General features: G+C 71.0%; 25 protein-coding genes. 14 read left to right on the top strand and 11 right to left on the bottom strand.

What is annotated here, in order from left to right:
* Nucleotides 1-124 precede the first annotated feature (124 nt).
* The 4 genes from AB4030_RS00445 (at nucleotide 125) to AB4030_RS00460 (ending at nucleotide 6,442) form a co-directional block, all read left to right on the top strand.
* Nucleotides 125-1,207, top strand: coding sequence for a hypothetical protein (locus tag AB4030_RS00445; RefSeq protein ID WP_442277198.1), 1,083 nt, complete (start codon nucleotides 125-127; stop codon nucleotides 1,205-1,207).
* Complete coding sequence (locus AB4030_RS00450) at nucleotides 1,204-2,775, top strand: hypothetical protein (RefSeq protein WP_442277199.1); 1,572 nt, start codon at nucleotides 1,204-1,206, stop codon at nucleotides 2,773-2,775. Before AB4030_RS00445 ends, AB4030_RS00450 begins: the two co-directional genes overlap by 4 nt.
* On the top strand, nucleotides 2,772-4,151 hold the full coding sequence (locus AB4030_RS00455) for an AAA domain-containing protein (protein ID WP_442277200.1): 1,380 nt from the start codon (nucleotides 2,772-2,774) through the stop codon (nucleotides 4,149-4,151). Before AB4030_RS00450 ends, AB4030_RS00455 begins: the two co-directional genes overlap by 4 nt.
* Before the next feature lie 698 nt (nucleotides 4,152-4,849).
* Complete coding sequence (locus AB4030_RS00460) at nucleotides 4,850-6,442, top strand: LCP family protein (RefSeq protein WP_442277201.1); 1,593 nt, start codon at nucleotides 4,850-4,852, stop codon at nucleotides 6,440-6,442.
* 52 nt (nucleotides 6,443-6,494) lie between these two features.
* On the opposite strand, the gene AB4030_RS00465 is transcribed toward AB4030_RS00460, so the two are convergent.
* A complete protein-coding gene (locus AB4030_RS00465; protein ID WP_442277202.1) occupies nucleotides 6,495-7,247 on the bottom strand; it encodes an AfsR/SARP family transcriptional regulator in 753 nt (250 codons plus the stop codon).
* A gap of 49 nt (nucleotides 7,248-7,296) precedes the next feature.
* Between AB4030_RS00465 and AB4030_RS00470 the strand changes: the two genes are divergently transcribed.
* Entirely contained in the window at nucleotides 7,297-7,455 is a 159-nt protein-coding gene (locus AB4030_RS00470) for a DUF1059 domain-containing protein (RefSeq protein WP_442277203.1), read from the top strand.
* A gap of 43 nt (nucleotides 7,456-7,498) precedes the next feature.
* On the opposite strand, the gene AB4030_RS00475 is transcribed toward AB4030_RS00470, so the two are convergent.
* Nucleotides 7,499-7,699, bottom strand: coding sequence for a hypothetical protein (locus tag AB4030_RS00475; protein WP_442277204.1), 201 nt, complete (start codon nucleotides 7,697-7,699; stop codon nucleotides 7,499-7,501).
* Between AB4030_RS00475 and AB4030_RS00480 the strand changes: the two genes are divergently transcribed.
* The 5 genes from AB4030_RS00480 to AB4030_RS00500 all read left to right on the top strand — a co-directional run bounded on the left by AB4030_RS00480 (nucleotide 7,685) and on the right by AB4030_RS00500 (nucleotide 11,777).
* Entirely contained in the window at nucleotides 7,685-8,476 is a 792-nt protein-coding gene (locus AB4030_RS00480) for a sulfurtransferase (protein WP_442277205.1), read from the top strand. The two genes, AB4030_RS00475 and AB4030_RS00480, sit on opposite strands and share 15 nt — an antisense overlap.
* Before the next feature lie 87 nt (nucleotides 8,477-8,563).
* On the top strand, nucleotides 8,564-9,751 hold the full coding sequence (locus tag AB4030_RS00485; protein ID WP_442277206.1) for an alkaline phosphatase family protein: 1,188 nt from the start codon (nucleotides 8,564-8,566) through the stop codon (nucleotides 9,749-9,751).
* Between the two features lie 38 nt (nucleotides 9,752-9,789).
* Nucleotides 9,790-10,299, top strand: a complete 510-nt coding sequence (locus tag AB4030_RS00490) for a mycothiol transferase (protein WP_442277207.1) — start codon at nucleotides 9,790-9,792, stop codon at nucleotides 10,297-10,299.
* A 122-nt stretch (nucleotides 10,300-10,421) separates the two neighbouring features.
* Nucleotides 10,422-11,318, top strand: coding sequence for a hypothetical protein (locus tag AB4030_RS00495; RefSeq protein WP_442277208.1), 897 nt, complete (start codon nucleotides 10,422-10,424; stop codon nucleotides 11,316-11,318).
* Between the two features lie 9 nt (nucleotides 11,319-11,327).
* A complete protein-coding gene (locus AB4030_RS00500; protein ID WP_442277209.1) occupies nucleotides 11,328-11,777 on the top strand; it encodes an SRPBCC family protein in 450 nt (149 codons plus the stop codon).
* Nucleotides 11,778-11,817: 40 nt separating this feature from the next.
* Here the strand turns inward: AB4030_RS00500 and AB4030_RS00505 are convergent, their stop codons facing one another.
* A complete protein-coding gene (locus AB4030_RS00505; protein ID WP_442277210.1) occupies nucleotides 11,818-12,561 on the bottom strand; it encodes a DUF4386 domain-containing protein in 744 nt (247 codons plus the stop codon).
* A 191-nt stretch (nucleotides 12,562-12,752) separates the two neighbouring features.
* Here AB4030_RS00505 and AB4030_RS00510 point away from each other — a divergent pair, with 191 nt between their 5' ends.
* Both AB4030_RS00510 and AB4030_RS00515 read left to right on the top strand, forming a co-directional pair.
* Complete coding sequence (locus tag AB4030_RS00510) at nucleotides 12,753-14,318, top strand: carboxylesterase/lipase family protein (protein ID WP_442277211.1); 1,566 nt, start codon at nucleotides 12,753-12,755, stop codon at nucleotides 14,316-14,318.
* Entirely contained in the window at nucleotides 14,300-15,157 is an 858-nt protein-coding gene (locus AB4030_RS00515; RefSeq protein WP_442277212.1) for a 2-oxo acid dehydrogenase subunit E2, read from the top strand. The genes AB4030_RS00510 and AB4030_RS00515 overlap by 19 nt, the downstream gene beginning before the upstream one ends.
* 83 nt (nucleotides 15,158-15,240) lie before the next feature.
* Here AB4030_RS00515 and AB4030_RS00520 read toward each other — a convergent pair whose 3' ends face one another.
* The 8 genes from AB4030_RS00520 to AB4030_RS00555 form a co-directional block, all read right to left on the bottom strand.
* Complete coding sequence (locus AB4030_RS00520; RefSeq protein ID WP_442277213.1) at nucleotides 15,241-16,689, bottom strand: amidase; 1,449 nt, start codon at nucleotides 16,687-16,689, stop codon at nucleotides 15,241-15,243.
* Nucleotides 16,686-18,137 (bottom strand): TIGR00366 family protein, encoded by a 1,452-nt coding sequence (locus tag AB4030_RS00525; RefSeq protein WP_442277214.1) that lies wholly within the window; start codon nucleotides 18,135-18,137, stop codon nucleotides 16,686-16,688. The genes AB4030_RS00520 and AB4030_RS00525 overlap by 4 nt, the downstream gene beginning before the upstream one ends.
* 120 nt (nucleotides 18,138-18,257) lie before the next feature.
* Nucleotides 18,258-18,938 (bottom strand): GTP cyclohydrolase II, encoded by a 681-nt coding sequence (locus tag AB4030_RS00530; RefSeq protein ID WP_442277215.1) that lies wholly within the window; start codon nucleotides 18,936-18,938, stop codon nucleotides 18,258-18,260.
* Complete coding sequence (locus tag AB4030_RS00535) at nucleotides 18,935-19,630, bottom strand: RibD family protein (protein WP_442277216.1); 696 nt, start codon at nucleotides 19,628-19,630, stop codon at nucleotides 18,935-18,937. Before AB4030_RS00535 ends, AB4030_RS00530 begins: the two co-directional genes overlap by 4 nt.
* The gene (locus AB4030_RS00540; RefSeq protein WP_442277217.1) at nucleotides 19,623-20,606 is read right to left on the bottom strand and encodes a lysylphosphatidylglycerol synthase transmembrane domain-containing protein; all 984 of its coding nucleotides are present in this window, start codon (nucleotides 20,604-20,606) and stop codon (nucleotides 19,623-19,625) included. Before AB4030_RS00540 ends, AB4030_RS00535 begins: the two co-directional genes overlap by 8 nt.
* Before the next feature lie 62 nt (nucleotides 20,607-20,668).
* Nucleotides 20,669-21,757 (bottom strand): glycosyltransferase family 4 protein, encoded by a 1,089-nt coding sequence (locus AB4030_RS00545; RefSeq protein ID WP_442277218.1) that lies wholly within the window; start codon nucleotides 21,755-21,757, stop codon nucleotides 20,669-20,671.
* Nucleotides 21,745-22,143, bottom strand: coding sequence for a 6-pyruvoyl trahydropterin synthase family protein (locus AB4030_RS00550; RefSeq protein WP_442277219.1), 399 nt, complete (start codon nucleotides 22,141-22,143; stop codon nucleotides 21,745-21,747). The genes AB4030_RS00545 and AB4030_RS00550 overlap by 13 nt, the downstream gene beginning before the upstream one ends.
* Before the next feature lie 12 nt (nucleotides 22,144-22,155).
* The gene (locus AB4030_RS00555; protein WP_442277220.1) at nucleotides 22,156-23,148 is read right to left on the bottom strand and encodes a zinc-dependent alcohol dehydrogenase; all 993 of its coding nucleotides are present in this window, start codon (nucleotides 23,146-23,148) and stop codon (nucleotides 22,156-22,158) included.
* Between the two features lie 83 nt (nucleotides 23,149-23,231).
* On the opposite strand from AB4030_RS00555, the gene AB4030_RS00560 reads away from it, so the two are divergent.
* Both AB4030_RS00560 and AB4030_RS00565 read left to right on the top strand, forming a co-directional pair.
* On the top strand, nucleotides 23,232-24,050 hold the full coding sequence (locus AB4030_RS00560) for a CDP-alcohol phosphatidyltransferase family protein (RefSeq protein ID WP_442277221.1): 819 nt from the start codon (nucleotides 23,232-23,234) through the stop codon (nucleotides 24,048-24,050).
* Entirely contained in the window at nucleotides 24,047-25,729 is a 1,683-nt protein-coding gene (locus AB4030_RS00565) for a CDP-alcohol phosphatidyltransferase (RefSeq protein ID WP_442277222.1), read from the top strand. Before AB4030_RS00560 ends, AB4030_RS00565 begins: the two co-directional genes overlap by 4 nt.
* Nucleotides 25,730-25,801: the final 72 nt, after the last annotated feature.

Genomic DNA, 25,801 nt, shown 5'->3' on the forward strand with positions numbered 1-25,801 from the left:
AGCCATGGAGGGAGACACCGCACCGCCAACCTTGGAAGGCATACGTGGGACGTTGCCTCGCGCTCGAGCGAACGCTCGGTCTGTTGCCGCGTTGACGCAAAACCCCGGATGCACGCGCCGCCGCGTGATCGACTCCGCCGGTGTGGCGGCGCATGAACTGGCCGCATCGTTGGGCCACCCGACGTTGCGAGGGCAGTCACCGTTCGCGATCGAAGGCGGGAACCGCTTCGAGGACCGACTCAAGCACCTCAGCCACTACGAACTGCTGGTGGACGCGCTCGCACCGTACGTCGCGCTCCCCAAGCCCCCGAACCTGGTGGTGGAGGACGTCAACCGGGTGGGACGGCGCAAGGACCCGCAGGCGTGGATGGACGCCCGCGTCGCCAAGACGAACGACGCCCTGGCGCGGATTGCGCGCGGAAGCGCGGACGCCCCGCACGTCGTTGACCACCCCGTCCTGCGGTTCGACCTGGCCGGCGAGACCGTTCACTTGGAGCCGGACGCCCTCGCGTTCCGCATCGGGGACAAGCTCGAACTGGTCGAGATCAAGGCCTATCCCATCATCGACGGTCAGGCCGACCCGGCGAAGGTTTCCGCTACCGCTGGCCAGACGGCGGTCTACCACATGGCGCTGCGCTCGACTCTGGAACAGCTCGGTTTCGACCCCGAGCTGCTGGTGTGGTCGGTGATTCTCGTCGCGCCCCGAAACTTCGGCCGTCAGCCGGTCGCCCACCGCGTCCCGCTGAAAAAGAAGTCGATGTCGCTCTCCCGCGTTCTAAGATCCGTGCCGCAGACGGACGACGTGCTGCAGAAACTCCCGCCCGACCTCACGTTCGACGTCGATCCGGCCGGAAAGCTCGACGAGGACAACCTTCGGACAGCCTTGGTCGCTGCCGTCTCCATGGTCGACGCGCTGTACGTCCCGGACTGCGTTCAGAGCTGCGATATGGCAAAGTTCTGCCGAGCCGAGGCCTGGGGGAACGACGACCCAGCGCGGCTCGGCCGAGACGCCCGAGACAACCTTGCGGGTGTGCACACACTTGCCGACGCGATGCGTCTGGCAGAGCACGGGCCGGAAGACGGTGAGGAGGGACTTGCGGACGTGGCCGAGGCACTGAGCGACGCGTACGGCGCAATTAACCGGGCGCGCTCCCTCGTGCCGACCGCCGGCGTCCAACCTCCGAGCGCGAAGGGCGGCGGCGAGTGAGCCTCGTCGAACTGATCATGACGGCGGAGGCCGCTCGCGCGCACACTGCAGTGCGGCGCACTGCGTATCGGCACCAGCACCTGACCAACCGCCCGCTCGTGGTTGTCGCATACAACCTGTCCGGCGAAGCGGCCGCACCGCTCGGCATCACGTACGGCACGGACGCCCGTGACGCGAAAACGGTGGTCGCCGCCGAGCCGCGCAACCGTGAGGCGCGGTTCGCCGCAATCAACGCCTTCGCCGCGGACTTCGCTGCATTCATGCGCCCATACTTGGTCCTGAGGACGGAACGAACCTCCAAGGGCTCTTTCCGGCAGGTAGCCCACGACGCCCCACAGATCGTGGTGCCGAACCGTGCGACACGCTCCTATCTGGGCGCTCGGCTCGGTCGGTCGCTGCGTTACCTCGGCCTGGGCGACACCCACGAGGTGCCTGAGCCCACCCAGTGGACGGGATCGCACCTATCCTGGTTCGCCGAGCACTCGCAGCTACCGGGACAATCTACCTTCTTGGCGATGACCGAGACGCTTTCCCAGCACTTCGTCACCGGGCAGTCGGCGCTGGAGGACGAGAGCCTCGCGGCGTTGCTGGCGTGGATCGACGGGGTGCCAGGTGACCTGCTCGCCGAGCTCGAACGGCTCGAGAACAGCGAGGGGGCTCGTGGAGGTCCGTGGCCGTACGGGCCGGTGCCACACCCCAGATGGGAAGCGCGCCTCGAGCCGTTCGTGAAGGCGTACTCAGTGGGTCTAAGGGAGCAGGACGCGGCGAGGACGCGGTTGGCCGAGGAACACGTCTCCGCCGAGGTGGATGCGGCCCTGAAGCCGGCGTACGCCGCGACACTTCGGGCCCTCGAGATCATGCGGCAGATCGACCCGGCAGCTTCTGTCGCCGGTCGGTGGGCCGACGACGTGCGCGAGTGGAGTGACCACGCTCGACGTTCGACAAAGGGCATACCGCGGTTCGCCCGACGTCACGACGCCATTCGGTCCGCGAGAACGCTCCAACGCTGGAGCTCGGCACAGGACGCGCTCGAGACCGACCAAGCGTTCGACGACCCGCTGATCATGGCGAGCCTCGACGCGGAGGGACAGTGCATCACGGGTGTGGTTACCTCGGTCGACGACCAGAATCGCGAGATCAAGCCCGGCGGAAAGAACCGCACCCGCGTTCCGCTGATCGAGTTGGAACTGACGGGTCCGACTCGACTCCTGACCGGTGCGGTCCTCCGGTGGACCGAGGATCGCGCTGTCAGAGGGATCGTGCGGGCTGTGGATTCGTCGACTGCGACCATCGCCATCATGGGCGGCGTGAAGGCCTTCGACACAGCGGCGTGGTCCTTGGGCGTCGAGGTGATGCTCGTCGGCCTTGACCCCTGGGAGGGACGTGATCCGTGGGGACCCGACGAGGTTCCGTGGACCCACCGCGAGACGACGTCCGAATTGGCCGGTGACGCCGATGCTGGCGACGGTGCTACCGACGGTTCCCCCGACCTGTCAGTCCCGGAGCTCGCCGACCTTCCGGTGATCGGTGAGGTCTCGCCGGACGCAGAGCCGGGGGTGCTTCAGTGACGGCGAAGGTGGACTTCCACTTTGTCAACGGCACCTACACGACGCTGGTCGTCGACGGTTTGCACCGGGCTGGAAAAGGAGAGGCCGTTCTGGTCGAGGCACCTCCGGGAGCGGGCAAGAGCTCGCTGACGGTGTCCGTCTCCAAGGCACTGACGGATTCCGACCGGAGGCTCCGGCTACCTGTCGTGACGCAGACGAACGAGCAGGCGGACGACCTCGTGCTCGCGCTGCGCCGCAGGCACCCGGACCTCACCGTCGCACGTCTGTTCGGTTCCACCGGCGGTCCGTCGAGCGCCATGGTCGCCGCCAAGGCAGCGGCAGGATCGAGTCTCGTCCTGGAGTCGGACCATGACTCCCCGGACGTAAGGTCGGCTCGGGTAGTCGTGAGTACAGCGCGGAAATGGGAGTTCATCCGCTCCAAGCAGCAGCAAAACGGAGCCATGCAGCCGTACGAGCTTGCCCTCATCGACGAGGCATACCAGATGCGCTCTGACGCACTGCTCGGCATCGCGGGCATGTTCGAGCGTCTGATGTGTGTGGGCGACCCTGGTCAGCTCGACCCGTTCACCACGATCGACGATGCCCTGTGGAAGGGCCTGAAATACTCCCCGTCACGCACGGCGATGGGCACGCTCCGCGCGCACCACCCAGACCTCGACGCACACCAGTTGCCACTGTCGTGGCGGCTGCCACCTTCAGCCGCTGGCATCGTGTCGACCGCCTTCTACCCCTTCTCCGGGTTCGCCGCCGGTACGGTGACAGCGCAACGAGAGTTGGGGCTCGGCCCCGGTGGAAGCACGCCGGACGACGCGGCCCTAGACCTCGCCGCAGCCGAAGGTTGGGCGTACGTCGAACTGCCCGAGAAGCTCACCGTCCGCACCGACACCGAAGTTGCTGCGCGCCTGGCGAGTCTGGTCCAGCGGCTGCTCACCCGTGGTGCCGTCGTGGTCGACGAGCTCCACCCTGGCGGGCAGACACTTGGACCCGACCGAGTCGCGGTCGTCGCTGCGCACAACGACCAGGTCCACGCGGTCAGGTACGCGCTCAACCATGTCGGGGTCGACCCCGACTCGCTGGTCGTGTCCACGGCCAACAAGGTCCAAGGGCGGGAGTACGACGTTGTCCTCGTGTGGCACCCCCTGGCCGGCCGTCGCGACGCGACTGCCTTCCACCTCGAAGCTGGCCGAATGTGCGTCATGCTCTCCCGCCACCGTCAGGCGTGCATCGTGGTCGGGCGTGCTGGAGCGGATAGGTTGCTCGCAGAGTTCCCGGACTCGGACCCGGTCTTCCTCGACGAGCCCGAGAAGTTCCCGGACGGCTGGGAGGCCAACTCTTTGGTGCTGGAGCACCTCGCCGGGTTCAGCACTGGCGTCTGAGTCCGGCGATGCGACGTGTAGTAAGCCGTGCGTGAGGAATGTCTTTTCTCCGTCAAGGCGCCGGCTCCGCCGGCGCGGGGCCCAGCTGCGGGCGGCGCTGGCGCGCCGTCCTCGCCCGGGCCCAGGCACAACTGGACCGGGGCACGACGAAGCCCGGCACCCTGCAGCCAAATCGTCCGGACCCCGGCCAGCGCGTCAAGGGCGCAAAGCGTCGCTTCGCGATCGAGCAAGCTCGACCCTTGACCCACTGACCGGGGTCCTGGTGCTGGCCGCTATCAGGGTGCCGGGCAGATGTGGCGCGTGGCTCGCGTTGATAGCGCGTCTGATAGCAACACGACCAGACCGAGCCAGCCGTCGCTGGGACCGAGTCGGCCGGCCACAACTCGGGCGACGACGCATCGGGACTCGCCCGAGTAACCGCCGACACCTGAAAATCGGAAGGTCGGCGGTTCGACCCCGCCCCTGGCCACCACCCCAAACCGCAGGTCACCTCGTGGCCTGCGGTTTGCCTTTTCCGGCTGCCCCCAGCAACCATTCAGAGCGAACTGGAACCCTCGTCCACAGACAGGTCGTCGCGCAGCGAAGGCGGACGACACCAGAGGAGCAGCAGTGAGCAGCATGGATGAGTTCGTCGGACAGTCGCGCCTGAGCGGGGACGGTGCCAACGTCACGGAAGGCCGCACGACGGGGAGCCGAGCATGAGCGGCGACGCCGAGCCCGCTTCGGCGTCCGCGCCTGACGCGGAGGAGGTGTCCGGGCACCGTTCGGACCGGCCGCGTCGTCGCCGACGCTGGTGGATCCTGGGCGTCGTCGGGGTCCTGGTCCTGGCACTGGCCGGCTACGGCGCCTACCAGTACCACTCGCTCGACAGCGGCATACGCCGTTCGGCGGCGTTGGCCGGAGGCACGCAGTCGACCCACGGCGACACGAACCTGCTCATCATGGGTCTCGACAGCCGCCTCGACGAGAACGGCGACCCGCTGCCGAAGGCGATGTACGACGCGCTCCACACCGGCGACGCGAGCATCGGGGGCCTCAACACCAACGTGCTCATGCTCGTGCACATCCCGGGCGACGGCACCCGCGCCACAGCCATCTCGATCCCCCGTGACGACTACGTCGACTTCGTCGGCTGTCCCGACGGCGAGTGCAAGGGCAAGATCAAGGAGGCCTACGGGCTGGCGTACGACCAGGAGCAACGTGCGCTGGCCAAGAAGGGCGTCACCGGTCACCCGGCCAACCAGCAGGCGCGCGAGGCGGGTCGCAAGACCGAGATCGCGACGGTGCGGCAGTTCCTCGGGGGCGTGCCGATCGACCACTTCGTCGAGGTGACGATGGTGGCCTTCTACCAGATCGCGCAGAACGTGCAGCCGATCCAGGTGTGCGTCAAGGAGGACACCCAGGACACCTTCTCCGGCGCCAACTTCCACGCCGGACTGCAGGAGATCGACGCCTCGCAGGCCATGGCGTTCGTGCGCCAGCGCCGGGACACGGTGCACCCCGACCTGCAGTTCACCGACCTGGACCGGTCCCGCCGCCAGCAGGCCTTCATCGCCTCGCTCTTCCACCAGCTCAAGCAGGCCAACACGTTCATCAACCCGGCGACCATCACGGGCCTGGTCAACGTGGCGAAGCAGAACACGGCGATCGATGCCGGGCTCGACCCGATCGGTCTGGCGCGGGACGCGTCGGCGATCTCGGGCGGCAACCTGCACTTCTTCACGCTCCCCGTCGAGCGCTTCGGCTTCGACTCTCGCGGACAGTCGGTCAACTTCGTCAACGTGCCGGTGATCCGCAGCACGGTGCACGCGATCCTGAGCACCGGCAATGCGCCGACGGCACCAGCGACACCGAAACCCTCGGCGACGACGACGCCCGTGCCTGACCGCAAGGTCGACGTCATCAACGAGTCCGGGGTCGCCGGCCAGGCCCGGCTCGTGCTCGATGCCGCCGTGGCCAAGGGCTACCGGGCCGGCCTCGTCTCCACTGGGGTGCCGCGCACCGGCTCGGTCGTCGACTACGCCCCCGGTGACTCCGCGGCCGCCCAGTCGCTCGCCGGCCTCCTCGGCGGGCTGGAGATCCGGGAACGCGCCTCCACGCCGTCGGGATCGCTCATCGTCCGCCTCGGCAACGGGTTCACGCTCCCGGCCTCGGCCACCCCCTCGGGCACGGCCACGACCCCTGCGCCGCCGCCGGCGACCGCCGTGTCCGCGGTGGGAGGCGGTCGGTCCGGGCCGCCCCCGACGGCCCTGACCGACCTGTCCGGTGGCGGGATCCCCTGCGTGAAGTAGGTCGGCGTCACGGGGCTGGGCGGTCCGTCGTCACGGTGGACGCAGCCGGTCATCAGCCGTGCAGCAGGCCTTCGAAGACCCGTTGGCTGCTCGCGCTGGGCGACACCCCCAGCTCCTCACGGAGCAGCACCTGCAGGTCGGCGTAGACCGTCAAGGCCTCGGCGACGTTGCCCTCGCGAGCCAGCGCCTGCATGAGGACCTGGTGTCCGCTCTCGTGGAGCGGAGCCAACCGGACGAGTCGGCGCCCTGCCCGCACGGCGGCAGGAAGCTCGGTGCCGCCCGTGCCCAGTGCGGCGACGGCATACGCCTGCAGTGCGCGGAGCGCGACGGCGGTGAGCTCTCGGCGCTCCTCCTCGATCCACGGCGCCTCCTCCCCCGGCAGGAACTCCCTCTCCGTGATGAACATCGCGACCTGCGCGGGCGCCCACGCCTGCTTCCAGTGGGCCAGGGCGATCTGGGACTCAGCGGTGTGGACCGCCCGACGAGCGGCCTCGACGTCGACCACGGCGTCGCTGGGCAGCCGCAGCCGAAGGCCCGACCGCCCTTCGACCAGGCCGGCACCCAGGACCTTGCGCAGCTTGGAGACGAGGGGATTGAGGCCGGACGCGTGCCCGGGTCCGTCCGGCCAGAGGGCCCGCTGCACGTCGTCGCGGCTGCTGACCCGGTGGCGGTTGAGGACGAGGTAGGCGAACAGGAGAACGCTCTGGTGCCCGGCGAGGCGGTCGTCGAGGCGTTGGCCCTGCAGCTCGATCACGGGCGGCCCGCAGAGCTGAATCCTCGTCGCGATCGGCGACGCCAACGTCATGCCAACATTGTGGCAAGGCCATCGGCGTACACCATGAGAGGAGGACGACATGGCCAGAATCATCCGCTGCGAATGCGGGTTCGTGGCTCACGGCGACACCGACGAACTGGTGATCGACGCGATCCGGGAGCACATGCGCGCTGACCATCCCGAACTCCTGGAGACAGTCCGGGACGAGGACCTGCTGGGCTGGATCCACATCGAATAGGTCCTGAAGGCCCGAGGTGGTCAGCATGGACGGTTCCCGAACCTCAGTTGTCAGCACGTATGCCGGTCAGGCCGGTCAGGCCGGTCAGGCCGGCCAGGTCGGTCAGGTGGGCCAAGTCGGCCACGTCGGCCAGGTCGGCCAGGTCGGCCAGGTCGGCCAAGTCGGCCAGGGACGCAGCGCGCTCCTGATCGACCCCGGCTGGCTGCACGAGCACCTTGCCGATGGCGGTGTGCGCATCATCCACGTCGACGTCGCTGCCGCCGGCTACGACGCCGCGCACCTCCCGGGCGCCGTGCTCTGGAACATCTACACGGACCTCAGACGCCCCGACTTCCAGCTCGTCGACCCGGCGGCCGTCGAACGACTGGTTCGCGACTCCGGGATCGATGCCGACACCCTCGTGGTGTTCACCGGCTACGCCCCGGCCCTGGGACTGTGGCTCCTCCAGGCCCACGGACACCGACGGGTCGGGCTGCTCGACTGCTCCCTCGACACGTGGCAGGCGCAGGGTCGCCCGGTGACCAGGGCGGTGCCGTCTCCGACGCCCACCGCCTACCGGCTCGAAGGGGTTGATCCCGCCATGAGGGCGGGACGCGAGGATGTCGAGCGAGCCATCGAGGACGCAGGCACCGTGATCCTGGACGTCCGCTCCGAGGCGGAGTACCGGGGTGACCAGTTCTGGCCCTCCGGAGGACAGCAGGTCGGCGGCCGGACGGGCCACGTCCCCACCGCCGTGCACGTCCCGATCACCAGGGTGCTGGACGAGCGCGGCTCGTTCCGCGACGCCGCGGAGCTGACGCGCATCTTCACCAGTGCCGACCTCGCGCGGCTGACGGGGATCATCACGTACTGCACGGTCGGCGCGCGGGCCGCCACCACCTGGTTCGTCCTGACCCATCTGCTCGGCCGCCCCGGCGTCCGTGTCTACGACGGGTCCTGGGCGGAGTGGGGGCTGGACGCGGCAAGCCCCGTGGAACGCACCCCGGCGGGACGCGAAAAGGCGCGTCTGCCTCAGGGCTGAGCGCCTCCGCACCTGGCCGACGACGGGCGAGAGTGCTTGGCTGGGTCTGACAACGAGGCACACGCGAGGAGATCAGGAGGCACCGGAATGAGCGGGATTCCCGGGCACCGGGTGGTCGTGTTCCTGCAGGAGAACAAGACGACCGACTTCTACTTCTCCGCGCTGGCGGCCTGGGGCGCCGCCGTCGCGAACCACGGGCCGTTGCTGTCCAGCCCTCCCGACTTCGACCAGCCCCACGACCGCAACGCGTGGGTCCACTACTCGATGGGCGACTACCCGGCGCTGCCCGCGCAGGTCGACAGCGACGTGGTGATCCCGTTCTACTCGTGGCTGGCGAAGCAGTTCGTGTTCTGCGACCACCACTTCGGGTCCGGGTCGAACTCGACGCCCGGTCACATGCTGGCCATCGGGGGTCAGATGCCGACCATGAAGAACCCGCCGTTCGTCGGCCCCCACCCGGTCTGGGACCTGCCCTCGATCTTCTCCGTCGCCCAGACCGCCGGCGTCGGGTGGGCTGCCTTCCCCGACCAGTCGGGCTACCCGACGAAGTTCTACGCCTCGTTGAGCACGGCCCCCGGCAGCGCCCACGTGCACCCGCCCAGCCAGTTCGTCCCGATGGCGAAGGCGGGCACCCTCCCGCAGGTCTGCTACGTGTGGAGCCCGGCGGGCTACGACGAACACCCGCCCTTCGTCAGCGACCCCGGCTACGTCACCAAGGGCCATGACCTCGTCTGGCAGCGGGTCCAGGCCGTCATCGACGGCGGGGGCTGGGACGACACCACCTTCGTGCTGACCTGGGACGACTGGGGCGGTTACGCCGACTCGGTGCCGACGCCGGCGATCGAGACCGTTCCCGACGCCCTGCACCCCGACGGGTATGCCGCCATCGGTGGCTCACGGATACCGCTGGTCATGTTCGGGGGCAAGGTCGGCCAACACATCGATGCCCGCTGGCACTCCCACGCCAGCATCCCCAAGACGATCATCGACCTGCTCGGCCTGCCGCCCATGGAGGTCCCACGCGTCGACACGGCCCCGTCGCTGGCACACCTGGTCGACCCTGCCGTCAGCAGGTCCGTCCCGCCGGCACCGGGAACGGTGATCACCCAGCCCACACCGCCTCGCCCGCCGACCCCGCCACAGCCGACCGCACCGTGGCCGGACCCGTTGGGCCAGCCGATGCCCCCGCTCGTGACGCTTGACGGCAGCGTCGTGGCTGCCCCGACCGACGGCCTGGTCCATCCGAAGCCTCCGAAACCCCATAAGCCCGTGTAACAGGCCACGGTCGGACGTACGCCGGTCATACTCGGCCGATGAGCCCGACCTTCCCCGAGCCGACCGATGCCGCATCGACCCGCACCGAGGTGATGGTCCGCTATCTCGACTACTTCCGCGACCAGGTCGCCAGCAGGGTCGAAGGCATCCCCGTCGACGAGCAGCGGGTCACACGCGTCCCGTCCGGCTGGACCCCGGTTCAGCTCTTGAAGCATCTGACGCATGTCGAGCAACGCTGGCTCGAATGGGGATTCGAGGGTGCGGTCATTGCCGAACCGTGGGCCGACCGTCGCGACGGGCGCTGGTTCGTCGCTGACACGGAGACGCTCGACGACCTCCTCGCGGCCTTCCGCGCGCAGGCTCGACGCAGCAACGCGGTCATCGAGTCGCACGGTCTGGACGATGTCGGTCAGCCCGGCCCCCGCTGGGAGGGTCAGCCACCGGCCACCCTCGAACGGGTGCTCCTGCACCTCGTCCAGGAGTACGCGAGGCACGTGGGCCACCTCGACATCGTCGCCGAGCTCGCCGGGGGTCCCACGGGCGAGTGACCTGCCGGCGCGGGGACCTTCGGCCCTGCCCCCTTCGGTCCCAGCTGCCTAGTGTGGTGATGGTACGAAGTGGTCGTGCCAGCCCTCGGGCGGCAGGCTGCTCCGTCGAGGAGGCGACCACCATGGCCACGATCGGCAGCCGGGAGCAGCCGAGGCTGCAGGGTCAGGTGCAGCCCCGCACCTTGGGCACCGGGACGGCGGCGGTCGTCTGGGTCACTGCGGCCCTCGCCCTCGCGGCGTCGGTGGCGGGGCTCGTGATCGACGGGGTCTACACCGGTGCCCGGTCGACCGCGGAGATCCTGCGCGGTTACGACGTGGTGACGGCGGTCCTGGTCGTACCGGCGCTGGCCCTGGCCGTGGGTCGTGCCCGGCGCGGGTCGCTGCTGGGCCGGCTGGTGACCGCCGGACTGCTCGCCGACCTCGTCTACGGCTACGCGTTCTACGTCTTCGCCACCGATTTCAACGACCTCTTCCTGCTCCACGTGGCGGTCTTCTCCTCGAGCCTGATCGCCATGGTGCTCACCATCGGCGGTCTCGAGATCGACAGGGTGAGAGAGCAGTTCCGCGGGATGCGGCAGGTGTGGCCCGTGGCGGCGGCACTGGGAATCCTCGCGATCTCGCTCGGCGGCATGTGGATCGCGGCGGCGGTCGTCAACGCGGTCAACGGGACGGTGCCCGTGGGCAGCCGTCTCGTGGAGTCCACCGCGCTCATCCACACGTCGGCCGTGCTGGACCTGGCCGTGCAGGTGCCGTTGTATGCCGTGGGCGCCGTGCTGCTGTGGCGCCGGTCCGCGTGGGGCTACGTGCTGGCGTTCGTGGCCCTGCTGTCGGGCATCCCCGAGCAGATCAGCTATCTCGTCGGGATGCCGTTCCAGGTCTGGGCCGGAGTGCCGGATGCCGTGGCCTTCGATGCGTTGGAGCCGGTGATCGCCGGACTCTACGTCCTCGCGTTCGCGCTGCTGGTGCTCGGCGCCCGAGGCGAGCCGGCCGACGCGGGCTCCGCTGGCAGCCCGGGCTGAGGGAGCGACATGGCGGGCATCGAGGGTGACATCACGATCGCCCGTCCCGTCGACGTGGTCTTCGACTACGTGGCCGACCAGACCAACGAGCCGCAGTACAACCCGCGGATGGTCCGCGCCCAGAAGGTCGGCGCCGCGCCCATCGGCCGCGGCACGACCTTCCGCTCCGCCGTGTGGTCGGGCGGCCGCACCGCGGACCTGCTCATCGAGATCACGGACTTCGACCGGCCGAAGCTCCTCGCCTCGGTCACGACGATGGCGCAGGCCGACATCCGCTACGTCCTGCGCTTCGAGCCGGTCGCCGCAGGAACGCGCATGAGCTGGTCCGGCCAGGTCCGCCCCAAGGGGGCGCTGCACCTGTTGGGACCGCTGATCGTCTGGCTCGGTCGACGTCAGGAAGAGCGCATCTGGCAGAGCATGAAGGTGCACCTCGAGCACGAGCGGGCAGCCGAGCCCTGACCGGAGGTGGGCCGGCCCAGTCATCGAAATCGGTCAACCGTCAGGACTCCAGCGCCGCCAGGGCGGAGCGGTCGAAGCCCTTGACGAGGAGCCAGACGGCCAACACCATCTCCTGCAGTCCGATCGGGACGGCCAGGGCGACCTGAGCTGTTGACAGTGGACTGATGGTGCCGAAGATGATGAGCACCCCGGCGAGCATCAGCAGGACCACCCCGGCAATTCCCCACGCCGACAGCCAGATCGGGATGAGCCTGCTGCGGTAGAACAGCAGGTAGTACAAGAGCCCGCCAACGCTGAAGGCCAACAGCAGTCCGGCATCAGCCAGCCAGTGGTACTGCCCCAGCAGCGCGTCACCGAGGACCGCGTAGCCCGCGCCACGGGGCGCTCCCGCGACGACGAATGCCCGGCTCAACGTCGACAGTGACAGCAACGCCCACATGCCCAAGGCGTAGAAGATCCCCTCGATGAGCCTGAAGCCGACAGCTCCGAGCGCCAAGCCCTCACCGAACCTTCGCAGCACCGGATACAGCGCGATCGCGATGCCCGGCGCCGCGAACGCGGCGATGAGCCCGAGCAGCACACCCGTGGCCACCTGGCTCTCGTGTGCCGCCGCGTCGGCGAGGTGGTCGACGCCCGTCACCGGAGCCAGGAAGGGTCCGCTCAGAAGACTCGCCACGGTTGCCACGATGAACAAGACTCCCGCGACCACCGCGTTCGTCCTGAAGGGAGCGGTCGCGCGACGACCTCTGACAGTCTCCTCACGATTGCCGATGATGACCTTCACTCGAAGCCGCCTCCTTCATCGGAAACCACGATAGGAAGCATCCACCGACCGGCCTAGGGCCCAAGGTCCCCGCGAGCACCGTGCTGGCCTGACGACGCGCCTCCGTCTCCGGTCGCGCTTCGGTTGCGTCGCTCGGGGGTCCGGGACCTTCGACTCTGGTCAGTGTGCGCCGTGGGCAGAACCGTGGACGAATGGGTGCGGTGGTCAAGACGGTCAGCGGAGAGCTGCGCGGGCTCGTCGCCGACGGGGTGGCGTCCTTCCTCGGCGTGCCGTATGCCGCGGCCCCCTTCGGCGTGAACCGCCTCGCTCCCCCGCAGCCGGCGCCAGCGTGGGCTGGCATCCGTGACGCCGTGACGCTGGGCGCCGAGCCACCGCAGGTCGCTCCCCCGACACCGACCGGCCCACCATCCGGGGCCGGGGAGGACTGGGAGGACGTCGGGGCGGCGTTCGAGGCCGTCCGGCGCGCCGCACCCTCGGAGGACTGCCTGAACCTCAACCTCTGGGCGCCCCACCCGACCGCAGCCGGGCTGCCGGTGATGGTGTGGATCCAGGGCGGCATGTTCGAGCTCAGCTCCACGGCGGCCTACGACGGCAGCCGGTTCGCCCGGGACGGAGTGGTCTGCGTCGTCATCAACTGGCGGCCCGGCGCAGAGGGATTCCTCTACCTCGGGGACGGGATCGCAAACCTCGGTCTCCTCGATCAGGTCGCAGCCCTCGAGTGGGTCCGGGACAACATCGCCGCCTTCGGCGGCGACCCCCACAACGTCACCGTCTTCGGTGAGTCCGCCGGAGCGATGAGCATCGGCACGCTGCTCGCCATGCCCCGCGCGCAAGGCCTCTACCGACGAGCGGTCCTGCAGAGCGGGGCCGCCCACCACGTGACCCCGGCCGACGATGCACTGCGCATCGGCCACTGCCTGGCCGAGAAGCTCGGCGTCGCACCGACCCGTGCGGCGATCGCCGACGCCGGGATCCCCCGCCTGCTCGCCGCCCAGGCCGCCCTCAAGGCGGACCTGCTCGCCGACCCGGACCCCGACCGCTGGGGCTGGGAGGTCGTCACGAGCACCATGCCGTGGCAGCCCGTGGTCGACGGGGACACCGTGCCGGGGCTGCCCATCGACCGCATCGCTGCGGGATCCAGCCGCGACGTCGACGTCCTCGTCGGAACCAACACGGACGACTGGAGGCTGTGGCTCGTCGTCAGCGGCGCCATCGCAGGGATCACCGACGAGATGCTCACGGGCCCGGTCACCTCGTACGGGTACCAGTCGCTCGCCGCCTACGGACTCTCCCCGGAGACCGCGCTGGCCGCCTACCGGGCCAGGCACCCAGGCGCCGCACCCGGTGACGTGCTGACCGTCGTGCAGACCGACTGGTGGATGAGGATCCCTGCCATCGCACTGGCGGATGCGCACGCCGCCGCGACCGCAGCCGCGGCCACCGCCGGCCAGACGTACATGTACGAGTTCGCCTGGCCCGCACCGGGACTCGGCGCAGTCCACGCCGTGGAGGTGCCGTTCGTCTTCGACACCCTGAGCCCGGACGCGCCGCTGTTCGGTCCCCTGCTCGGCGAGCACCCGCCGCAGGCCCTGGCCGACACCATGCACGCCGCGTGGGTCTCCTTCGCCTCGACCGGGGACCCCGGCTGGACGGCATACGACCTCGGGAAGCGAGCCACCATGCGGTTCGACACCACGTCCGAGGTCGTGGACGACCCACGTTCGTGGGAGCGCGAGCTGTGGCACGGCGTCCGCTGAACGGCTACGTGCTCCACCCGATCCCCAAGGAGCGCCAACCGGTCCTGGACAGGTTGACCGGCGCCAGCCGCCGGTTCCAGGTGCACGCCCTGGTCGAGCTCGACGTGACCACGGCGGCCGAGCGGATCCGTCACGTGCAGCCCACGGTGTCGTGGACGGGGTTCGTGCTCGCCACGGTGGCGAGGGCGGTCGCCGAGCACCCCGAGGTCAACGCCCGCAAGGCCGGCAACCAGCTCCTCTTCTTCGACCGGGTCGACGTCGGCGCCACCGTGGAACGGCCGGTGGGCGCCCACGTCGTCCTCGACATCGCCGAGATCGAGTCAGCCGACGAGCGGTCGTGTGCCGAGATCACGGCCGAGCTCCACCACGCCAAGTTCGGACCGGCGCCGGCACACCGTCAGAACGGGATGACCGCGGCGCTGGTGCGACTCCCGGGGCCGCTGAGACGCACGGCCATCCGCCTCGTGGCCACCCGGCCGAGCATCGCGGCGACGTTCGGCCCCGCCGTCGGCGTGACGTCGGTCGGCATGTTCACGCACGGCTGGGGCTGGGCCATCCCCGTCGCGCCGCTGACACTGATCGTCACCGTGGGCCACGTCGCCGAGCGGCCCGCCGTCCACCACGGCCAGATCGTGGCCCGGGCGATGCTGCCGCTCACGCTGAGCTTCGACCACGCCGTCATCGACGGCGCGCCCGCCGCGCGCTTCACGGACACGCTCCGCACCCTCATCGAGACGGCCGCGGTCCTCGACGACGTGGAAGGACAGCACGCCACCGACCACGGACGAAGGGCTGCTCACGAGCATCCCGTCACGGAGGCGCAGGGCCACGACCAGTGACCCAGCGCCGACCCCCCGGTCCGCGGAGCCGAGAAACCCGCGGGCCGGGACGCGCCCGGCCCGCGGACTGCCGCGCGCCGGGCTCAGTGCCCGCCCGGCTCGCCCGTCAACAGCGGCGGCAGGGTGCCGTCCACGACGGGGCTCGCCGTCTCGTACGCGTGGGCGAGCTGGAGGACGCCGTGGTCGTCATGGCGCCTGCCGATGAGCTGGATCCCGGTCGGCAGCCCGCGCCTGTCGAAGCCGGCGGGGACCGCCGCCACCGGGTGCCCGGACATCGTCCACGGGACGACGGTCTCCATCCACCGGTGGTAGGTGTCCATGGGGCGACCGGCGATCTCCCGCGGCCAGTGCACCGCCTTGTCGAACGGGAACACCTGCGCGCTCGGCGCCACGACGAAGTCGTAACGCTCGAACATCCCTGCCAGAGCGGCATACCAGGCGTCTCGAGCGGCGGCCGCCCGCGTCAGGTCGAGGGCGGTGAGGCGGAGGCCGTACTCGATCTCCCAGACCAGCTCGGGCTTCATCAGCGCCCGCGTGGCCGGGTCCTCGTAGAGGTCCGCGTAGCGCAGGTTTCCCCACGAGCGCCACGCGAGGTAGGACTCCCAGATGTCCTGCGGGGCGTATGCCGGCAGCACCGGCTCGACCTCGCAGCCGAGCCTCTCGAACGTGGCGAGAGCCGACTCGCACAGCTCGAGCACCCCGGGCTCGGTAGGGAGGTAGCCGTCCCAGTCCCCGACCCACGCGATCCGCGTGCCGGCCCAGTCCCGGACGAGGTCGGCCGACAAGGACGCCGGGTCCTCGTCGATGCAGAGCGGCGCGCCGGCGTCGGGTCCAGCCATCGTCGACAGCAGCTGGGCGACGTCGGCCACGGTGCGTGCCATCGGACCGTTGACGCTGCCGTAGGGGATGAAGCCCGGCTCCGGGACCCGGCCCCACGAGGGACGGAGCCCGACCACGTGGTTGAAGGCGGGCGGGTTGCGCAGCGAACCCATGTTGTCGGACCCGTCCGCGACCGGGACCATCCGGGCGGCCAGCGCGGCGGCGCCGCCGCCGCTGCTGCCGCCCGCCGTGCGGGAGGGGTCGTAGGGGTTCGCGGTCGTGCCCCACACCTCGTTGTACGTCTGGGAGCCGAGGCCGAACTCGGGGGTGTTGGTCTTGCCGATGATGATCGCGCCGGCTGCACGGATGCGGGCGACGACCACGTCGTCGGCCTCGGCGACGCGGTCCGCGAAGATCCGTGATCCCGACGTGTGGGGCAACCCCTTGGCCGCCGCCAGGTCCTTGACGGCGTGCGGGAAGCCGTGCATCCAGCCGCGGCTGCGACCCGCCGCCAGCTCGTCGTCGCGCTGGCGCGCCTCGGCCAGCAGCTCGTCCCCGTCGCGGAGCGCGACGATGGCACCCAGCACCGGGTTGTACCGCTCGATCTGCGCCAGGTGTGCGGCCATCACCTCGACGCACGACACCTCGCGCCGGTGGATGAGGCCCGAGAGCTCGAGTGCCGAGTGCTCGACGAGCCGAGCCTGCTCGCTCATGGCAGGAGCGGCATGAGAAGGCTGCCGATGCCGAGGACGACGAACCCGACGACGAAGGCGACCACGGTGAAGCCCATGACCCGGCGGATGTTGAGCTTGGCGATCGCGAGGACCGGCAGCAGCCAGAACGGCTGGATCATGTTGGCGACCGCCTCGCCGTTGGCCACCGACATCGAGATCTTGCCGAGGTAGGCCGGGGACGCCTGACCCAGCTGGACGGCCGCACTGACGGCGACCGGACCCTGGACGCCCCAGTGGCCGCCGCCGGACGGGACGAACAGCGAGATCACGACCGAGGCGATGTAGTTCAGCAGCGGCAGCGTGTAGTACGTCGCGTGGGACACGATGGCCGAGGCGATGACCGTCTGGAGCGGGTGGACGCCGGAGTGCGGGGCGTAGCCGAGCAGCCCGATGATGCCGCCGTAGAGGGGGTACTGCAGCAGGAGCGGACCTGCCGTCTTGGCGGCCTCCGTGAACGCCCGGATGAAACGCATGGGCGTCCAGTGGACGAGCGCACCGAGGATGAAGAAGAGCATGACCATCGAGCCGATGTTGAGGGCGAAGCCGCTCCGCACGAAGTAGGCGAGGCCGGCCACGAAGACGAGGACGTTGAGGACCCAGAGGTTCTCGAGGCGCTCGGCGAACGTCTGGGGGCCGGCCGGGCGGGTCTCTGGCGCCTGGTCGAGCGCCAGCAGCGCGTCACGGTCCACGTCCGCCTGCTCGGTCGTCTCTTGCGGCAGCGGCGACATGCGGTGCACGAGCAGGCCGATCACGCCGGCCAGCACGAGCATCGGCACGAAGCTGTAGGGCCGGAAGATCGTGTCGCTGAGCGGCACGAGCTGGTGGGTCTGGGTCCAGATGATGTTGAGCTTGCTCGTCTTGTCGGTGTTGGCGAGGGCGATGGAGCTGGACAGACCGGAGGTCCACACCATGTAGCCCATGTAGCCCGCCGCGACGAGGTAGGCGAAGTTGACGGTCCGGAGCCGCGCGAACACCTGGCGCGCGAGCAGGGCACCGACGACGAGTCCGAGGCCCCAGTTGACGACGCAGGCGAGGGCGGCGACGCCGAAGCAGAGCAGGCCGCCCTGGGCCTGGTTCCTCGGCTTGCTGGCCAGCCACTGCAGGCCGCGCTTGACGAGCGGAGCCTCGGCCAGCGTGTAGCCGCCGACGAGGATGAGGATCATCTGCATGGCGAAGGTGAAGATGTTGCCCTCGCCCCAGACACCCTTGTACCAGCCGTCGACGACGCCCCCGAGGCTCGCGCCCGGCACGAAGGCGAAGATCAGGGCCACGACGACGACGGTCAGGATGACGGCGAAGAGGTAGGGGTCGGGCATCCACTTCTCGACGTACCGGACGGACAGGTCGGTGAAGCGGTGCAACGGTCCGGGACGACCGGGGCTCACCCTCTGGTCCTGTTCCAGGACGAGCTCGGAGCTGTGCGACATGGGAGCCTCTCTCAGTTGACCCGACCGCGTGGACGGCGGCGAATAATTGGCTAGGCCACAAGGCCACCGAGCCATTGGGCAGTCTGAAGCGCCCGGAATGTCCTGTCAACCGTCCGAGGCCTACGGGCCGTCGGCGGACAGGTCGAGGGTGTGCGCGCCGCGCTGCACCTTCGTGGCGAGGTAGTGGGCGTTGGAGTCGGACAGGTGCACGCCCGTGGGCACGCGGTCGGCCACCGTGACCCCGAGCCGCCGCAGCTGCTCGGCCTTGTCGGGGTTGTTGCTGTGCAGGGCGACCCGGCTGATCCCGAGCGCCCCGAGCATCTGGGCGGCGACCGTGTAGTCCCGCTCGTCCTCGCCGTAGCCGAGGGCGACGTTCGCCTCGTAGGTGTCGAGCCCGTGGTCCTGGAGCACGTAGGCGTCGAGCTTGGGATAGAGGCCGATGCCGCGCCCCTCCTGCCGGAGGTAGAGCAGGAATCCCCCTGAGGTGTCGAGTCGCTCGAGGGACTCGCGCAGCTGGGCGCCGCAGTCGCAGCGACGGCTGCCGAAGACGTCGCCGGTCAGGCACTCGCTGTGCAGGCGCGTCGGCGTCGGCCCGGCGCGACGTCCTGCCGGGTCCGGCGGGGCGGCGCAGGTGCCGAGCCCGAGCGCCAGGTGCTCACGGCCGTCGGCGAGCCCGTCGAAGGTGTAGACCCGTGCCGTCGTCTCGAAGCCGTCCGCGAAGGCCATCGGCACGAGCACGTGGGTGCGGATGCGCGCCGGGGCCAGCCCCGGTCCCGGCGTCCCCGCGCTCTCGGCGGTCATGCATCCTCCCGGAAACGCGAGGACAGGGCGTACCGCAGCAGCACGACGTCCCCGATCTGGCGCGTCTCGACGAGCGTCGCGCGCCGGTCCGGGTTCCAGGGGTAGCGCCCGTCGCCGACGAACCGGCAGGCCGCCGAGTCCCCGACGAAGAAGGGCGCGACGACGAGCTGCAGCTCGTCGGCGAGGTCCTCGGTCAGCATCTGGGTGTGGACGGATCCGCCACCCTCGACCATGAGCCGGCGCACCCCGCGCTCACCGAGGTCCTCGCTGACCCGGCGCAGCGTCAGGGGCCGGCCGGCGTCGACGACGGTGGCCACCGCGCCGAGGCGACCGCGCACGCCGGGCACGGCGTCACTCGGGCAGTAGACCAGCTTGTCCGCGTCGCCGGCCGCGAAAAAGGCTGCGGCACAGTCCAAGTCGGCGTCGCGCGTGACCGTCACCTTCACCGGTGACGGGGAGAGGCCTCGCGCCACCCGGGCGACCCGACGCTCGGGCGACCGGACGAGCAGTCGCGGGTCGTCCCGGCGGATCGTCACGGCGCCGACGAGGATCGCGTCGCTCGCGGCCCGTTCCGCGTCGACCCGGTCGAAGTCGGCCTCGTTGGAGAGCAGCAGCCGGGTCGCGGTCCCGGCGCTGAGGTAGCCGTCGATCGACATGCTGCAGCTGAGCAGGGTGTAGGGACGGTCAGCCACGGGCGGCCCCGTCCGCCGAAGTCGCGCGGCCTGCCCGCCGTCGCTCGCGACGTGCGACGGCGAGCACCGCCGCGCCCGGCAGGCTCGCGACGAGGACCATGACCCCGTAGGCCACGGCGGTGCCGACGCCCCCTGCGGCACCGAGGCCGGCGGCCCCGAAGGCCCAGGCCGCGGCTCCCTCGCGGGGCCCCCATCCGGCGACGTTGAGGGGCAGTCCCATCGCGACGAGCACGATGAGCGCCAGCGGCAGCAGCTGGGTGACGGGTGCGGTGACCCCGGCGGCGCGGGCCGCCACGATGAAGGTCGCCGCGTGGCCGGCCACGACGACAGTGGAGCCCGCCAGGACGCCCGGCCACGTATGCCGTCCCAGCAGCCCGGCGCGCACGTCCGCTCCCGCCGCGCGCACCACGCGTACGACGCCGTTGGCCGAACCGTGCCGGCGCCCGTGGACCGCGACGACGGTCAGGGCCGCGACGAGCACCCCCGCGACGACGGACAGCCCGGCCAGGGCTGTCGCGGCGGGCGATCCGGGTGGGAAGAGGGCGGACACGGGTCCTGGTGCCAGGAGCAGGACACCCGCGGTCAGGACGGCGAGGACCACCTGACCCGCGGAGCGCTCCCACACGACCGAGCGCAGCCCGAGCCCGAGGTCTCCGCCGCCGCGACCGTGCCGCATTCCTCGATGCACGTCACCCAGCATCCCACCGGGGAGGGTCACGTTGAGGAACTGCGACCGGTAGGACTCGGCGACGGCCGAGCGCAGGGACAGCTGCGCCCCGAGCCCCCGGGCGACGAGGACCCAGCGCCACGCGCCGCACACGGTGGTCAGCACGGCGATGGCGGCTCCAGCGGCGACCGACCAGGCGTCGAGATGGCGCAGGGCATCGACGAAGGCGCCGGCGCCGAGGCGCCGGACGAGGAGGGCGACGATCATGAGCCCCGCGAGGGGGCCGAGCCACGAACGGTCGCGCTGCATCTCCTCCGCCCCTTCTGCGGCAACACCCTTGATGGTGACGACGCCGGTCGCACCGATCGGGTTCAGAGGTCTCCCGCGCCACTGAGGACGGCCGAGACATCCTCCACGGTCCGTGACCACGGAGACAGCTGGAGACGTCGATGCAGCGCCCGCCGCCGCAGCCGCTCACGCAGGCCCCCGTCCGTCAGCCAGGACCGGAGGGCGTCGGCGAGCTCGTCGGGACGACCGGGCGGCACGAGCAGCCCAGGCCGCCCGTCGTCGGTCCCATCCAGAGCCTCGCCCGGAACCTCACCCAGGGCCTCGGGCAGACCCCCGACGGCGGTCGCGACCACCGGCAGACCATGCGCGAGCGCCTCGGTCACGACCATCCCGTACGTCTCGACGTGGGAGGGCAGCACGAGGAGGTCGGCGGCGGCATACGCCCCCTCGAGGTCGGTGCCGTGCAGGGCGCCGACGAGGTGCACGCGATCGGTGAGCCCCTCCTGCGAGAGCCGGCCCCGGAGCGCGGCGACGACGGCGGGGTCCCGGTCCAGCGCACCGGCCACGACGCACGACCACGGCAGGTCGGCCACGAGCGCGAGCGCCGCGACCAGGTCGGCGTGCCCCTTCAGCCCGGTGATCGCGGCGACACACAGCAGCCGAGTCCCGTCGGCGGTGCGCACCGACGACGGTGCACGGTCGACCCCCGGTCTCGCCACGTGCACTCCGTCCGGAGCGAGGGCGTAGGCGTCGAGCAGCACGTCGCGGGCCCAGTCGCTCGTCGTGACGACGGCCGATGCCGCCGTGAGGACGCGCCGCTCGCCCTCTGCCGCAAGGGGATCGGCCAGCCCGATCGGCAGGTGGACGAGGACGACGACACGCAACCCGGCCGCCGCTGCAGGCACGAGGACGCTGTTGGCACAGGACGCCACGAGGCCGTCGAGGAGAAGCAGGCCGCGCGGGGGCACGGTGGCGACGACGGCGGCCAGACGCGCGAGCGCGGCGCCATCGGGACGTGGCCACGAACCGGCCACGGCGTGCTCGGCGACGACCCGCCCGGTCGCACGGAGCCCGTCGAGGACGCGTCGGTCATACACGTTCCCCCCGCTCACGAGGGCGGCGTCGTCGATCCCGGCGGGCACGACGGCGTGGAGCTCGCTCAGAGGTCGCACTCGTAGCTCGCCCACGCGACGTGCGACTCGTGGAGGGTGACGACCAGCGCGGTCACCCGGTCGCCGGCACCGCCGAGGTCCCCGGCCCGCACGCGTTCGGCGACCCGGTCGGCGACGGTGCGCGCCAGCACCTCCGTCGAGGTGTTGACGCCTTCGAAGGCCGGCTCGTCGTCGAGGTTGCGGTAGCTGAGGGCGCCGACGACCTCGTGGACGTGCTGCGTGGCCAGTCCGATGTCGACGAGGATGTCGTCCACGTCGAGCTCCGGACCCCGGAAGGTCACGTCGACGACGAAGGTGGCGCCGTGCAGCCGCTGGGCGGGGCCGAAGACCTCCCCCCGGAAGCTGTGGGCGATCATCATGTGGTCCCGGACGGTCACGCTGAACATCGGCTCCCCGCTTCAGTGGGTGGGTCGGTAGGTGATGGTGTGGCAGATGGCCGGCAGGGAGCCGTCCGCGAGACGGGGCATGACGTCGGGCAGGTCCTCGAACGGGGAGTCCCCGGTGAGCAGTGCGTCGAAGGCCGGGTCGCGCAGCAGGTCGACCGCGAGCGCCAGCCGCTGCGCATACGTGTAGCGCGAACGCCGCGCTGCTGCAACGGAACCCACCTGGCTCGCCCGGATGCGCAGTCGCGACGAGTGGAACGACCCACCGAGCGACAGCTCGACCTTCGCGTCGCCGTACCAGCTGAGGTCGAGCACCGTCGCCTCCGGAGCGAGCAGGTCGAGCGAGAGCTGCAGGCCGGCTCCCGTGGCGCTCGTGTGGACGACGAGGTCGAAGTCGCCTCGGGAGGCCGCGAGGGCGTCCGGCCGCGCGAAGCCGACGCCGAGCCGGGCGGCCACGTCGGCTCGGGCCGGGTCCACGTCGACGAGCGTCACCCGGGATCCGGGGATCCCGGCGAGGAGGCGGGCGACGCAGCACCCCACCATCCCCGCACCCACGACGGCGACCCGGTCACCGACCCGTGGCGCCGCGTCCCAGAGCGCGTTGACGGCCGTCTCGACCGTGCCCGCGAGCACGGCCCGTCTCGCCGGCACCTCGTCGGGGACGACGACCACCGACTCGACGGGGACGACGTATGCCGTCTGGTGCGGGTGCAGGCAGAAGACCGTCCGTCCCACGAGCTCCGACGGCCCCTCATCGACGACGCCGACCCCGAGGTAGCCGTACTTCACCGGGGCGGGGAAGTCACCCTCCTGGTGCGGGGCGCGCATGACGCTGTACTGGTCCTCGGGCACGGCGCCGCGGAAGACGATCGTCTCGGTGCCGCGGCTCACCCCCGAGTGCAGAGCACGCACGAGCACCTCCCCCGCACGGGGCGTGGGCACGACAGCCGGCCGGATCTCGCCCCTGCCGGGCTCGACCACCCAGAACGCCCGTGCATCGGTGGACACGCGACCAGACTAGATCGCCCGTGAACTCCCGCGGCGTCGACGACGTCCTTGGGTCAAACCCCTTCTCGGTGAGGTGGACCGCGGTGCATCAGGTCATCCCTTCCGGCCCGCTCGTCGGGCTCTTCGGTGTGCCAGTGCTGCTCACCGCACTGGAGCTGACTGCAGGTGGCGGTCTCGGGGTCGCCGGCTGGGTCACCGGCCTCGCCTGCGCGGCCACCGTGGTCCTGCTGCTCACCGCCGCGCTCCTGCACGCCTCGCGACGTCACCTCTCGCCGGCCGACCGCGTCACCCTCGCGCGGGCGGTGCTCGCCTGTGGGGTCGCAGCCCTCGTCGCCCGGACCGCCGTCGACAGCACGGGCCACCCGGCTCCGACGGCCGTGCTCGTCGTCCTGGCGTCGGTCGCCCTCGCCCTCGACGCCGTGGACGGTCGGATCGCGCGACGAACCGGGACCGTGCACCCGTTGGGGGCACGCTTCGACATGGAGATCGACGCCTTCCTCATCCTCGTGCTCAGCGTGCAGGTCGCACCGCTGTTGGGCTGGTGGGTGCTCGGCATCGGGGTCGCTCGCTACGTCCTCCTGCTCGCCACCGTCGCCGGCCGCTCGACGCCGTGGCGGCGGGCCCAGCTCCCGCCGCGACGGTGGCGCAAGGTCGTCGCGGCCTACCAGGGCATCGCCCTCACGGTGGCCGTTGCGGACGTGCTGCCCGCACCCGTCGCCACGCTGGCCGTCGGTGCGGGTCTCGCCCTGCTCGTGGCCTCGTTCGGCACCGAGGTCGTGGCGAGGCGTCACCAGCCCCTGCGGGCGATGCCGGCCGATGAACGCACGACGACCTGGCCGGCCTTGCAGCCGCGCAAGGCCGCCGACGGTGCCGAGATCGTCGCTGCCAGCGGGCTGTCGTGACCGCGCCGAGAGGCGGCGCGTCCTGGCGCGCGATCGTCCGGGCCACCCTGGGGGCAGCACTCACGGTCGCCGCCGCCCTGCTCGTGTGGGTCGCCCTCGTCGCGCCGGGGCCGGTCCTCGGCTGGTCCCTGACGCCGCTCACGCTGGTCCGCGTGCCCGCCGAGGGCATCGTCCTCGTCGCCGCCCTCCTCGGGCTGCGCGGTGCAGCCGCACGGTGGTTCGCCGTCGTCGTCGGGGTGGTCCTCGGGCTGCTCCTCGTCGTCAGGATCCTCGACGCCACCTTCCTCGCGGTGCTGCGCCGCCCGTTCAACCCACTCGTCGACTGGCACTACGCGGGGTCCGCCAAGGACCTGGTCGGGTCCTCGGCCGGCGCGACGACGGCGGTCCTGGCCGTGGTCGGGGCCGTGGGGCTCCTCCTGGGCCTGCTCGTGCTCACACCCCTGGCCGTCGGACGGCTCGGGCGACTCGTTCGACGGCACCGTGCGGGCGCGCTGCGCACGGTGGCGGCCGCCACCGGCGTCTGGGTGCTGTGCGCCTCCTTCGGGGTGCGACTGTCCGCAGACCTGCCGGTGGCGTCCTCGTCCGCGGTGGCGGTGGCCACGCAGGAGGTCACCTCGGTCCGGGACGGGCTGCACGACCGGGCCGTCTTCGCCGCCGCGATCCGTGCCGACCCGTTCCACGCAACCCCGCCAGCGGACCTGCTGACAGCCCTGCGGGGCAAGGACGTGCTCGTCGTCTTCGTCGAGAGCTACGGTCGGGTCGCCGTCGACCAGAGCCCCGAGGTCGCGACAGCCCTGCAAGCAGCCACGACCGGGCTGGGCGACTCCGGCTACTCCTCGCGCAGTGCCTGGCTCACCTCCCCCACGTTCGGCGGGATCAGCTGGCTCGCCCACTCGAGCCTGCAGTCCGGCCTGTGGGTGAACAGCCAGCTGCGCTACGACCAGCTGCTGGCCACGGCGTCGACGGACGCCCGGCGCCTCACCCTGGCGCGGGCCTTCCACGGGGCCGGCTGGCGGACGGTCGACGTCGTCCCGGCCAACCACCAGGACTGGCCCGAGGGACAGGCCTTCTACGGCTACGACAAGATCTACGACTCCCGCACCCTCGGCTATGCCGGTGCCAGCTTCGGCTACGCCCCCGTGCCCGACCAGTACACGCTCTCGGCCTTCGACCGCCTCGAGCTCGACCCCCGGCCGACCGGCCGTCGCCAGCCCCTCATGGCCGAGATCGACCTGGTGACGAGCCACGCCCCGTGGGCCCCACACCCCCAGCTCGTCGACTGGGCCGGGATCGGCGACGGCTCGCTCTTCCTCGACCAGGCGCGGACGGCAACGTCCCGGGACGTCGTGTGGAGGACCGCCGCCGGGGTGCGGACGGCATACGGCCAGACGGTGGCGTACTCGCTCGACAGCGTCGTGTCGTTCCTCCGCGCCACCCACGACGACAACCTCGTCGTCCTGATGCTCGGGGACCACCAGCCCATCAGCATCGTCTCCGGCGACCACGCCAGCCACGAGGTGCCCGTCAGCATCATCGCCCGCGACCCAGCCGTGTTCGACCACATCACCGCGTGGGGCTGGGAGGACGGCCTGCGGCCAGGCCCCGGTGCGCCCGTGTGGCCCATGGACCGTTTCCGGGACCGCTTCCTCACGGCCTACAGCCGCAGCGCGGGCGGCTGAACCCCTCGACAGCCGGGGTCGTCTTCAGGGGAAGGGAGTCCAACACCGCGACGTCGCTGGGGCGGCGCGGCG

This window comes from Terrabacter sp. 2YAF2 (genome assembly GCF_052114705.1).
Lineage (GTDB): Bacteria > Actinomycetota > Actinomycetes > Actinomycetales > Dermatophilaceae > Terrabacter.